Annotated in this window: 10 protein-coding genes; 3 read left to right on the top strand and 7 right to left on the bottom strand. The window is 67.6% G+C overall.

The window, feature by feature from the left end; genetic code table 11:
- Window positions 1-36 precede the first annotated feature (36 nt).
- Window positions 37-933 carry a hypothetical protein gene (locus tag NBY65_RS15920; protein WP_150039263.1) on the top strand — a complete coding sequence of 299 codons (897 nt, stop codon included), beginning with the start codon at window positions 37-39 and terminating at the stop codon, window positions 931-933.
- Between the two features lie 27 nt (window positions 934-960).
- On the opposite strand, the gene NBY65_RS15915 is transcribed toward NBY65_RS15920, so the two are convergent.
- From NBY65_RS15915 to NBY65_RS15900, 4 genes are all read right to left on the bottom strand, one after another.
- Window positions 961-2,388, bottom strand: a complete 1,428-nt coding sequence (locus NBY65_RS15915; RefSeq protein ID WP_150039262.1) for a family 16 glycosylhydrolase — start codon at window positions 2,386-2,388, stop codon at window positions 961-963.
- A 362-nt stretch (window positions 2,389-2,750) separates the two neighbouring features.
- Window positions 2,751-4,154, bottom strand: a complete 1,404-nt coding sequence (locus NBY65_RS15910) for a carbohydrate-binding domain-containing protein (RefSeq protein ID WP_162530411.1) — start codon at window positions 4,152-4,154, stop codon at window positions 2,751-2,753.
- Window positions 4,155-4,947: 793 nt separating this feature from the next.
- Window positions 4,948-5,316, bottom strand: a complete 369-nt coding sequence (locus tag NBY65_RS15905; RefSeq protein ID WP_250265681.1) for a copper resistance CopC family protein — start codon at window positions 5,314-5,316, stop codon at window positions 4,948-4,950.
- Between the two features lie 32 nt (window positions 5,317-5,348).
- Complete coding sequence (locus tag NBY65_RS15900) at window positions 5,349-5,837, bottom strand: hypothetical protein (protein ID WP_150039259.1); 489 nt, start codon at window positions 5,835-5,837, stop codon at window positions 5,349-5,351.
- Window positions 5,838-6,109: 272 nt separating this feature from the next.
- On the opposite strand from NBY65_RS15900, the gene NBY65_RS15895 reads away from it, so the two are divergent.
- Window positions 6,110-7,360, top strand: a complete 1,251-nt coding sequence (locus NBY65_RS15895) for a Rossmann-like domain-containing protein (RefSeq protein WP_150039258.1) — start codon at window positions 6,110-6,112, stop codon at window positions 7,358-7,360.
- Window positions 7,361-7,390: 30 nt separating this feature from the next.
- Here NBY65_RS15895 and NBY65_RS15890 read toward each other — a convergent pair whose 3' ends face one another.
- Window positions 7,391-8,041, bottom strand: coding sequence for a TetR family transcriptional regulator (locus NBY65_RS15890; protein ID WP_150039257.1), 651 nt, complete (start codon window positions 8,039-8,041; stop codon window positions 7,391-7,393).
- 91 nt (window positions 8,042-8,132) lie between these two features.
- Here NBY65_RS15890 and NBY65_RS15885 point away from each other — a divergent pair, with 91 nt between their 5' ends.
- A complete protein-coding gene (locus NBY65_RS15885; protein WP_150039256.1) occupies window positions 8,133-8,798 on the top strand; it encodes an O-methyltransferase in 666 nt (221 codons plus the stop codon).
- A gap of 24 nt (window positions 8,799-8,822) precedes the next feature.
- Here the strand turns inward: NBY65_RS15885 and NBY65_RS15880 are convergent, their stop codons facing one another.
- Window positions 8,823-11,114, bottom strand: a complete 2,292-nt coding sequence (locus NBY65_RS15880) for a putative bifunctional diguanylate cyclase/phosphodiesterase (protein WP_150039255.1) — start codon at window positions 11,112-11,114, stop codon at window positions 8,823-8,825.
- A gap of 240 nt (window positions 11,115-11,354) precedes the next feature.
- Window positions 11,355-12,119, bottom strand: coding sequence for a class I SAM-dependent methyltransferase (locus tag NBY65_RS15875; RefSeq protein WP_150039254.1), 765 nt, complete (start codon window positions 12,117-12,119; stop codon window positions 11,355-11,357).
- Window positions 12,120-12,131 lie beyond the last annotated feature (12 nt).

Raw genomic sequence — 12,131 nt, 5'->3', positions numbered from 1 at the left:
CGCCAGGCAGTGTCGTTACGAAAGGAGCGACAGGGAATGGAGCGGAACCAGACGGCGACAAGACAGGAGGAAATCCAGACGCCAGCCGCCCCTGCTTTGCCCCGCATCCTCACCGCGCCTCTGCCGCGGGTGGCCGGGCGACCACGATGGTGCGTGTTCACCAGCGCCGGCGACTACAACAATGTCGCAGCCTGGATGGAGGCCGGCCAGATGGGACGGCGCTGGGATCTCGTCACCGCCTTCTACGGCGAGGACGACAGCGCCTACGCCTGGCTCGCCTCCCGCTCCACCCTCTGCGTCCGCAGCAAGGGCAGCAAGTTCCAGAACCTGAAGAAGCTGCACAGCGCCGATCCGGAACTGCTGCGCCGCTACGACTTCGTCCTGGTCGCCGACGACGACCTGATCTGGCAGTCGAGCCAGGACATCGACCGCCTGTTCGAGATCGCGTCGCAGCAGGATTTCTGGGTCTGCCAGCCGGCCTTCAGCCCGGCGGGCAGGGTCTCGCACAAGATCACCGCCTGGACCGGCCAGCGCAACAGCATCCGCCACGTGAACTTCATCGAGGTCACCTGCCCGGTGTTCCGCAGCGACAAGCTCGCCGCGTTCCTCGACATCTATGACGGCAAGCTGCTCGGCTGGGGCATCGACTGGTGGTTCTGCACGGTCCTCGACATCACCACCCACCGCAAGGCCGCCATCATCGACAAGGTGGTGGTGACCAACCCGCACGACCACCAGCGCCGCGGCAAGGGGCGGGAAATCCTGAAGCTGCAAAGCGACGAGGAACGCTGCCGCCACTGGCAGGAGGTCATGCGCCAACACGACATCGCCCAGTACGAGCACCGGGTCTTCGCCCGGATCATCGACGAGAACCCGCGCTGGAACAGAAGACTGGATCGCCTGCGCCGGGCCTTGCGCGGCGCCCCCCTGTGACGGGGCGTCGCGCAGGGAAGACCGGAATCAGGTGAAGCGCATGTCTGCCGTCGTCACGCCCCATGACCAGCGCAGGAAGACACTCTCGCCGTGGGTGCCGAAGGTGACGCGTTGCCCCCATGCGTTGTCGGCGCCGCCATGGCCGTCGGAGATCCTGACGGAAGCGGCATCGACGCCGCTGAAGACCAGCTTGTCGATGCCGATCTGGAAGTCCTTGATCAGGCCGCTGCCGGCCACGTCGCTGCAGCGGAAGATGTCCAGGCCGTCCGTGCCCTGGGCGATCTCGCCCGCCCCCATGGTGAGCGGCGACCAATCGGTGAAACCGAGGCTCTGCGTGCCGGTGCGGCGGAAGGCGAGGGTCGAATCCGGGATGCGCACGCCGTCGTAGCTGGCCGCGTCGAGATAGAGATTACGGTCGAGCGTGCCGATGCCGCCCCAGGCATCCTCCAGGAAGGCCATTTCCACCCTGTGGCTGCCGAGGCCCCAGTCGCCTTTCAGGATGATGGTGTCGGACTGCCCGTAGCTGTGCAGGGCCTTCGCGGCGAAGGTTCCGCCCACCTGCTGCCCGTCCACCTTGATGGTGTATTGCGCGTCGCCCTGGAAGGCATCCTCGGAAATCTTGAACACGAGCATGTGCGGGCCGCTGCCGATCGTCATCGCCACCGGCGGTGGCGGCGGCGGGATCGGATCGCCGGGAGGCGTGAGCGTGCCGCCGATCCACTGCGCCATGCTGACATAGCCCACCTCGATGCCAAAGTGCTTCACGCCGCTGGCGTTCGGCGAACCGCCATACCAGAGCTCGCTGGCGGCACCGACATGCCCCTGCAGGCCGACGCTCATGGCCTGCGACGGGACGTGATTCGTCTCCGTGCAGATCAGCGTGTCGTCGATGTAGAGCCTGACCCCATCAGGGGTCCAGTCGGTCGTGTAGGTGTGCCATTGCGTCAGGTCGAGGTCGAAGAGCTGGCTGCGGTATTTGTCCTCGCCGCTCGGCCCGGCCCAGTGCACGGTGAACATCCCCTTGCCGTTCGGTGTTTCCAGGATGTCGACCTCGGGCGGCCAGACATTCGGCGTCGTCGGCCACAGCAGGAACACCGCGCCGGCCCCTTTCAGTTCCCATCCCAGCTTGGCGCGGATCTCCACCCGTCCATAGGTGATGCCGGTGCCGGTGCCCGCCGCCGCACCGGCCCAGGGCGCGGTCGAGAGTCCTCCGACATTCCAGATTCCGTCGCCACCCTTGTCGCCGCTGATCGTCAGCACGCCGTTGCCGACCGAAAGCTTGCCCGGGTCGAAACGGAACGCCCCGTTCGACGACAGGCCGTCGCCGCCATACAGGGTCGGCCAGTTCGCCCGGTCGAGCGACGTGCCATCGAACCCGTCGAAAAAGACCTGCCTCAGTCCGGGAGCATTGTCGGTGGAGGGAACGATGTTCCCCGTCGTAGCCGATGTTGTCATGACAGCCCACAAACTGTGTTGAGCGTTGAGGTTATCTCCCCACTAGCAAATCAACCATTAGTTGAGCAAGACGAATCGGAAGCGATCTGGTGGAAATTCATCCAGACAAGCACACATTTGTATGGCTTATCGATGTATTGTCATTTCAATCTGGTGGCGCATTATTTTGTTATTTTGATCACGTTACATTAATGAATGCCACACCCTGCCAATCACTATTGATCGGATTTCGCCTCGCCCTGCCCCGGCTGGAACACCGGGGCAGGGCCGGTTCACGCGTGCCCAAAAAGCAAAGCCCGAATTCCGGGTGGGAATTCGGGTGCGCCAGGATCGGTCGATGGCGGGCGGGCCGCCCGCCGGGATCAGGTGAAGGTCATGTCGGCACTGTCGAGCCCCCAGGCATAGCGCAGGAACACGCTCTCGCCATGGGTGCCGAAGCTCACCCGCTGCCCCCAGGCATGATCGGTGCCGTCGTGATCCGCCGCGATCCTCACCGAGGACCGGTTGACCCCGCTGAACACCAGCTTGTCCCGGCCCACCTCGAAATCCTCGATGATCCGCCTGCCGGCGACATCGGTCAGCCGGAACAGGTCCACGCCGGAGCTGCCCCTGAGTACGGCCTGCGTCGCCGCGGGGGCGGTGATGACCGAACCATCGGTGAATTCGAAGGCCCTGCTTCCGGTTTTGCCGAAGGTCAGCGCCGCGCCCGGGATCGCCCTGCCGTTATAGCTGGCGCCTTCCAGGTAGAGATTGCGATCCGCCCCGGAGAACCCGCCCCAGGCGTCGTTGAGAAAGGTCATCTCCACCCTGTGCGAGCCCGCCGCCCAGTCGCCGCGCAGGGTGATCGTGTCGGTCTGCCTGGCCGCATGCGATGCCCGGGCGGTCAGCGTACCGCCGATCTGCCGGCCGTCCACCTTCACGGTGTACTGTGCATCGCCCTGGAAAGCCTGCCCGGACACTTTCAGCACCAGGGCATCGCCGCCACTGCCGGCGTTGACGGTCTGCGCCCCAGAAGTGGATCCTCCCCCCGACGGCGCGGCGGCGGCGCTGCCGGGCGGCGCCAACGCACCGCCGGTCCACTGCGCCATGCTGATGTAGTCGACCTTGAAGTCGACATGGCGCACCCCGCTGGCGTTGGGCGAACCGCCATACCAGACCTCGCTTTTCGAAGCGACGTTGCCGTTGACGCCGACGCTCATCGCCTCTTTCGGGCTGTGCCCGGTCTGGGTGGCGACCAGCCTGCCGTCAACGTAAAGCTTGACCGCGTCGGGCGTCCAATCCGCCGTATAGGTGTGCCACTGGCTGTAATCGATCTTGTAGATCTGGCTGCGGAACTGGTCCTCGCCGTTCGGGCCTGGCCAGTGCACCGTGAACAGCCCGTCCTTCCTGGGCGTCTCCAGCAGGTTGACCTCGGGCGGCCAGTGATTGAGGTTGGTCGGCCAGAGCAGCAGCACCGGCCCTGCACCGTTCAGTTCCATGCTCGCCTTGGCACGGATCTCCACCCTGCCACAGGTGATGCCGGTGCCGGTCCCCGCCGGCGCCCCCACCCACGGGGCACTGGAGATCCCCCCCGTCACCCAGGTGCCGTTCGCCTGCTTGTCCGAACTGACGGTCAGCACACCGTTGCCGACCGAAAGCGCACTTTGATCAAAGCGGAAAGCGCCGTTCTGGTAGAGGCGCGGACTCTCGTAGACGGTGGCCCACTTGCTCCGGTCGAGCGAGGTTCCGTCGAAGCCATCGAAAAATACCTGCCGAAGACCGGGCACCCCATCGGTCGAAGGCCTGGCCGTTCCCGTCGTCATTGATTTTGACATGGAATATCTCAACTTTGATCAACCAAAAGATGGTTGAATCTATAAATCTCAACCTCAGATTGATCAACTAAATTTGATGGATGCATCTGGCATTTGCTTTCTTCCACGAATGATTTGAAAAGCATAACGCCAAAGATATGATTTTTAAGCCAACTCATTACTTACATTGATTTCGAGTTATATAAGGATTTATCGTATAAATAATTCATTTAGCCATAACGCTTGCAATGCAATTTCAATAATCCTGCATGACTTCATGCCGGATTGCTCGCCATTCCGCGGCCAGTTTTCTCCGCGCGACCGAGGCTGTGTTCTTCCGACCTTCACACCGGCCAATCCCACCGATTCCGGAAATTCATCAGTTCTGCGGCAATGCGCATCAATCAAAATAAATAAATCTTTGTATTTGAATGGGTATATTCCCATCATATGACGGAATTCATCGACAATGACCAGTAAGGATTTGCCCTATGAGGGCCGGATGCAGTGGTGCATGATTTGCCAAGAATGATTGGATCTGGACCATATCCCCGGCCATCGAAGGATATGTTCATGCAAGTATTACCCATCGACCACAGCCAGATCGACCGCCACCTTGTCGGCGACTTGCGGCGCCCCATGCCGCGATCCGCAAAGCCGAAATCGCCGGGCTTCCGCCAGCCCCCGACAAAACTGGAATCAATACTTCAATATATTCGGGACCATCATTCCAACCATCCAGGAACGGACACGCGCCCCGGCCGGATCACTGCCCGACGGTGAAGGGAATGAGCCCGCTCGACACCTCGCCGTCGGGACGGGACTTTGCGATCCAGCGCAATTGATACTGCCCCGGCGGCAAGGCGGGCGCCGAGGCAGCGAGCACGTCCGGCTCGCTGTCCAGCACGGGGACCAGCGAGAGCACGACAGCGCTGCCGTCGATGATCTCCAGGCGCGAGGCGGCGTGGTCGACCAAACCATCGAAGCGCACGACGTACTGGACGTTGTCGCCCGCGACGACGGCTTCCGCCGCGGGCGAGGACTCGCGCAGTTGCAGGATGCGCGCCTCGGCCACGCCCGGCGTCACGCACAGCAGCAGCATCAGCCGCAGGACGCCCAGGATCACCGTCACCATCCCCTCCCCATCCCGGCCGCCCCCGGCGGCGATCATCCCCGCACCACCCCAAGATCGATCGCCACCCCCGGCGGCGTCGCGCCGATGCCCCCCGGCGGCAGCACCGGCTGCGCCGGCGCCGGCTGCAGGCTCGGCCCGAGGCTGGCATCCTTGAACACCTGCAGCACCGCCTGGGCCCGCGCCTCCGCCAGCCCCCCCGGGGTCGGCGGCGCGGCGGTGACGTCGATGCGCATGAGGGCCGGGTCAAGCAGTGCCTGGATGACGCTGGTGAGGATATTGCGCCCGCTTTCGCTCAGCGTGCCGCCCCCGTTTTCGTAGAAGGACGGCTCGACCAGCGTGACCCGCGTCCCATCGGGCAAGGGCTGCAGCGCCACCCGCCCGGCCGCGATGTCGGGCGCGAGCTGCACCTGCAGCCGGCTGGCAAGGTCCTGCCGGTTCTGGGCGAATTGCGACGCGCAGGCCGCGAGCAGAAGCGCCGGGCCGAGCAGCAGGACCAGGCGTGCGGCGGAAAATGGCATCATCCGGCGACTCTCCCGCTCTGCCCCCTGCCGGGGTGCGACCGGGCCCAGTCCTAGTCCCCAATCCGCGCCGCCCGGGAACGAAATTTTCGGGAGCGGCCCGAGTACCCCTGTTCGCGAACGTACGAAGAGCGGGTCGTTCGCACATCGACGTGCATTTCGCCTGCGCCGCACCGGCGCGATCGCACCGCGGGCGCGGCCACCGGGTCTGGCCCATCCCTTGCAAACCCGTGGCCTGGCAAACCCGTGACGGGATGCCTGCCGACGGAGACCGCATGTTGGACGTGCCGCAGCCGATGCCCAGCCCCCTCTCGCGCCGCCACGAGCCCCGGCACGCCGCGCCGGCCCCGGCCCCCTGGGTGCGCCCCTGGGTGCGGCCGGGCGTGGTGGTGCACGATCCGGCCGAGGCGGTCGACACGCTGCTGGCCGGCTTCGCCAGCGAAATCCGGGCCCGTGGCTTCATCGTGGCCGGCACCGTGCAGCACAACCACCGTGGCTGCGCCAGCAAGGGCCAGGGCTGCGCGCCGGAGATCACCTGGCTCGACCTGGCCAGCGGCGACACCGTCCGGGTCGATCGCGGCCATGCCGTCGCCTGCCTGCGCGAAACCATGCGCAAGCCCACCGACCTGCTGGTGATCAGCCATTTCTCCGCCTGCCTCGACGCCACCGACACGCTGCATGCCCGGCTGAGCGCCGACGCCATGCACAGCCTGCCACTGCTGACCTCCATCGCCGGGCAGTGCATCCACAAATGGCACAGCTACGCGCGGCAGGACGGGGCGATGCTGCCGCCGCGGCCAGCGGCGCTGTGGGCCTGGTGGGGACCGGAACACCTCTACCGCGACCTCGCCCTCGGGGTCGCCGCGCAGGAGGTGCGCCGCATCGTCTGCGGCCCACGCTGGATCATGGTGGAAGGTCCCGACGGCGTCGGGCTGGCCGGGCTGCCGCGGCATCCACGCGACCTGCTGCCCCGCCTGCCGCGGCTCGCCCGCCAGAGCCTGCGCGACCTCGCCGCCCTGTCGGCGTCGTGGGATCCGCTCGACATGGCGCTGGCGGTGGCGGCCATCAACGCCCACTGCAACCGCCGCGACCTGCAGGCGGCGTCCGGCAACGGCGTGCGACGGTTCCGCAATGTCGGCGGACAGGTGGTGGTGGTCGGCGCCTTCCCCGGCGTCGACGGCATCCTGCCCAATTGCGCCCTGGTGGAAGCGGACCCGCGGCCGGGCGTGTTCCCGCCGGCGGCGCTGGACACGCTGCTGCCGGGCTGCGGCGCGGCGGTGCTGAACGCCTCGGTCCTGGCCAACCGCAGCCTGCCGCGCCTGCTGCGCCAGGCCCGCCACCGGCCGGTGGCGCTGGTCGGGCCGGCCACGCCGCTCACGCCGCGGCTGCACGCCTACGGGCTCGACCTGCTGGCCGGGCTGGTGGTCGAGGATGCCGACGGGCTGGCGACAGCGATCCGCGCCGGCGCGGCCGCGCGCGAGTTCGGGCGGTTCGGACGCTTCGTGCACCTTGCCGCCGGCGCCTGACCGGACAGCCGGTCCGGCAGCGGCCACGCGCTACGCCATGGATCCCCGATGCCGGCCGTCGAGGCGCTCGAGATAGGCGCAGAACATGTCGCTCATCGCCTCGGCATGGCTCGCGATCTCATCGGGGGTCCGGGGCGTCCCGGAGAACTGCCTGCCGACCGCGCTGAGCGTCGCCTTGATCAGCCCGGCCGTCGAGGCCACGGTGGCATCCGGGGCCCCGGGCAATGCCTCGCGCAGAAAGGTCCGGATGATGTGCTCACCCGATGCCTTCGCCGCCCGCGCCTCGGGCGCATCGCGATAGAGCGGGGCGGCGTCTTCGAGCGCCTCGCGCATGGCGGCCTCCTCGCATTCAGATCGGATGAAGGCGTGAACAAGCCGGCGCAGCCGCTCAGGCGGCGGCCGGCTGGTGTCCTCGAGGATGGCGCGCAGCATGTCGGTGTTCTGTCGCCACTCGTCGTGCTGCAGCCGGAACAGGATCGCCGCCTTGTTCGGGAAGTACTGGTAGAGCGAGCCAACGCTCACCCCGGCCTTCTCGGCGACCCGTGCGGTGGTGAAGCGGCCCGCGCCCTCCTGCGCCAGAACGCGAACCGCAGCCTCCAGGATGGTCGCGACCAGCTCGGCCGAGCGGGCCTGCCGGGGCTGCTTGCGGACGGAAATCGCGGGTTTTCGACGGTCGGTCATCGGTGGGCGGCAATGCGAATAGGGGAATGCGACGAATTGGTCGTATTCTTGGCTCCGTTCAAGAAATTGTCCATCGGGACAGGAGATTTTCATGACTACCCTGACCACCGAACCGCTCGCGTCCCTGCTCGACCGCCTGCTCATCGAGGCCGATCGCACGTCATCGCTGGCAAGCCCGGCCGTGGCCGCGCTCTCCGCCGAGGAACGGGCGCGGATGATGCGCAGCAGGACCGGGTACCGCGACTTCTACGGGCACCTGAAGGACGTGCCGCTTGCCGTGTCGCGGGAAACCGGCATGCTGCTCTACATGCTGGCGCGGGGCTGTGCGGCGCGCCGCATCGTCGAGTTCGGCACCTCGTTCGGCATCTCGACGCTGTTCCTCGCCGCGGCCCTGCGCGACAATGGCGGCGGCCACCTGATCACCAGCGAATTCGAGCCCTCCAAGATCGCCCGGGCGCGGGACCACCTGACGCAAGGCGGGCTCATCGACCTTGTCGAGATCCGCGAAGGGGACGCGCTGCAGACGCTGGCCGCCGGCCTGCCCGATCGCATCGACCTGGTGCTGCTGGACGGCGCCAAGGCGCTCTATCCCGACATCCTGGACCTGGTGGAACGCCATCTCCGGCCGGGCGCCTTCATCGTCGCCGACAACGCCGACCACAGCCCCGAGTACCTGGCCCGCGTCCGCGCGCCGGGCGGGGGCTACCTGTCGATCCCCTTCGACGCGGAGGTCGAACTGTCCATGCGGCTCGGCTGAAACATGTCCTCGTGACCGGCGGCATCAGGGGCGGGCCGGCAGCGCCTGCTGCGCCGCCCCGTCGATCCGGTGCAGCATCGCGGGCAGCTCCGCGTTCGGGCGCGGGGCGCTGAAGAGATAGCCCTGCACCTCGTCGCAGCCGAGCCGGCACAGCCGGTCCAACTGGTCCTGCGTTTCCACGCCTTCGGCGATGGTGCGCAGGTCGAGGCTGCGGGCGAGGGTGACGATGGCCTGCACGATCGAGGTGGCGGCGTGCGAGCCGTCGAGGCCGCTCACGAAGGACCGGTCGATCTTGAGCTTGTCGAGCGGGAAACGGCGCAGGTAGCTCAGCGAGGAATAACCGGTGCCGAAATCATCCAGCGCCACCCGCACGCCCATCTTCCTGATCCGGTGCAGCGTCGCGAAGATCGCCGCGTCATCGTTCAGGATCACGGCCTCGGTGATTTCCAGGTCCAGCCGGCAGGCCGGCAGCCCCGACTCCCGCAAGGCGGCCTCGACCACGCCCACCAGGGCATCGCCCTCGAACTGGGCGGACGAGACGTTGACGGCGACCCGCACGCCCTCGGGCCAGAGCGCGGCATCGGCGCAGGCCGTGCGCAGCACCCAGGCGCCCACCAGGCCGATCAGACCGATCTCCTCCAGCACGGAGATGAAGCTGCCGGGCGGCACCAGGCCGCGCCCGTGGGGACGCCAGCGCAGCAGCGCCTCGCAGCAGACGACGCGCGCGCCGGCCAGGTCGACGATGGGCTGGTAATGCACCTCGAACTCGCCGCGGGCGAGGGCGCCCCGCAGATCCGCCTCCAGGCTCTGTCGCAGCCGCAGCCGCTGCTCCATCTCCGGATCGAAGCGGCGGAGGCAGCCGCGCCCGCTTTCTTTCGCCCGGTAGAGCGCCATGTCGGCCTGGCGCATCAGCGTGTCCGGGCTGCTGGCGTCGGCGGGGGCGAAGGCGGCGCCGATGCTCACGCCCACCGCGGCCGGCTTGCCGTCGATGGGACAGGGGCTGCCGACCGCCGCGATCAACCGCTGCGCGACCGGCTCCACCTCGGCGAGGCCTTGCGCGCGCGGCAGCAGGATGGCGAATTCGTCGCCGCCAAGCCGCGCCACGGTGTCGACCTCGCGCAGGCAGGCGCGGATGCGTTCGGCGACCATGCAGAGCAGCCGGTCGCCGGTGGCATGGCCGCGCGTGTCGTTGACCGTCTTGAACCCGTCGAGGTCGAGGCACAGCAGGGCGAAGGGCTCGCCGCGCCCGAGCCGCGCCACCGCCTGCTCCATGCGCTCGGCGAACAGGGCGCGGTTGGGCAGGCCGGTGAGGCTGTCATGGCGCGCCATGTAGGCGATGCGCGCCTCGTCGCGGCAGCGCTCGGTGATGTCCTCGCAGGTGATGACCCAGCCGCCATCGGCGAGGCTTTCGCGCGAGACCGCGACCGCGCGGCCGCTATGCGTGGCCAGCCGCCCCTCGACCCAGCCCGGCCCGGCCGCGCCGGCCCGCTCCTGGGCGTGCACGGCACAGCGGGCGTTCACCTCGGCTTCCGTCATGCCCAGGACCAGGCTGCCCGGTGGCAGGGCGAAGATCTCGTGCAGGCGGCGGTTGACCACCTGCAGCCGGCCTTCGGCGTCATACAGCGCGAGCCCCTGCTTCATGTTGTCGAGCGCGACGCCGAAGCGGGTGGCCAGCTCGTCCTTGGCGCGCTCGGCGGACATCAGGGCGAGGATGTGCCGGAAGTGCCGCCGGACGATGAAGCCCAGGGCGATGCCGTAGAGCAGCACCAGCGCGGTGACGCCCCAGTATTGCGGGCCGGCCGCGGTCGCGGCGATGGCGACCGGCGACAGCCAGGCCGCGAGCTGCAGCAGGGCGAAGCGCGGCGTCCCGGCATTGCGCGAGGCGGTGCCGCCGGCGGTGCCGAAGGCCATCACTGTCACCAGCAGCCGCATCACCTCGTCGTTGGTGTACAGGATGCAGAAACAGGCGAACACGCCGCTGTTCACGGCCCACAGGGTGCCGACGGCGAAATAGCCGCGGGTGGCCGCCAGGATGTCGCGCGGGACACCGGCGGCATAGCGCGACCGCATGCGCCGCAGCACGAGCAGCCGGGCCACGATCGCGGCGAGGTCGGCACCGAGGCACCACACCGGCCAGGACGCATCGATCCTGGCCACGCCAATGGCGCAGAGCATCACCGTCGCGAGCTGCGTCAGGATCAGGGAGGCAGCATGGTCCACGAGCGGTGCGGCGAGCTGCGCCCGCACCGCCTCCGGAAGCGATTCCTCCGGCACCGAGGTCCAGAATGCCAGCGAAAACAGATGTGGGGCCGGCATCTTCCTGGCCAGGACACTAAAGCACTTTCCCCAGCGATTAAGCCATTTTTCCGTACACTCGCAAGGAGATATCGCCATATGGCAGAAACATCCGAAACGACCTGATGTTTCTGCGCCATGCCTCCCAAAGACAAGGGAACAATATCGCCTTGGTATCTGGCGGTTTTGGGCAAATGTTATCGATGTCATTCAACCAGGTGACGCTGCCGGTGCCGTGGAGAAGCGCCCCGGGCGCGAACATCACCCCGCCCGCACCACCAGCGTTGCCGCCTCGATGTCGAAACTGCCATCCGCCCCGATAGCGAAATGCGCCCGCACCGCGACGGGTGCGCCATCCTGCAGCGACCGGATCGCCTGCGCGTGCAGCGGCGGCGTGCGGGTGCGCGCGACCCAGACCGGGAATTCCATCCGCAGCCGCCGCAAGGTCACGCCCTCGACGGCAAAGCCCGCGCGCGCCAGCGCCGCCACCCATTCCACCAGGCTGTAGTCGCGCACATGCGACACGTCGCGCAACAGCTCGACCGTCTGCAGATGCGTATCGAGCGTGCGGTCGGCGGAGGCGACGACATCGACGAAGATGGCACGGCCGCCCGGCTTCAGCACCCGCCGCGCCTCGCGCAGCCCGGCTTCCATGTCCTGCCAGTGATGCGTGGTGAACCGGCACAGCACCACATCGAAGCACGCCTCCGCGAAGGGCAGGCGCTCGGCCGCCGCCTGCTGCACCGAGATGTTGCCGAGGCCCCGCCCCGCCGCCGTCGCGGCGACCGCCTCCAGCATGGTCGCGGTCACGTCGCAGGCAACCACATGGGCGACATGCGGCGCCACGCGATAGCTGACATGGCCGCCGCCACAGCCGAGGTCGAGCACCCGCGCCGCCCCCTGCCCGCGCAGCGCCGCCTCGATCTGGTCGAGATCCTCGCCGCCGCTGTGCACGGCACTGGTGACATAGTCCTGCGCCCGCGGCGCGTATTGCGCGGCGACGTAATTCTGTCCGGATGTGCTCACGGCCCGCCCTCC

It is taken from the genome of Rhodovastum atsumiense, assembly GCF_937425535.1.
Classification (GTDB): Bacteria; Pseudomonadota; Alphaproteobacteria; order Acetobacterales; family Acetobacteraceae; genus Rhodovastum; species Rhodovastum atsumiense.
Note: the sequence above shows the minus strand (reverse complement) of the source record. Positions and strands in the feature narration are given on the sequence as shown.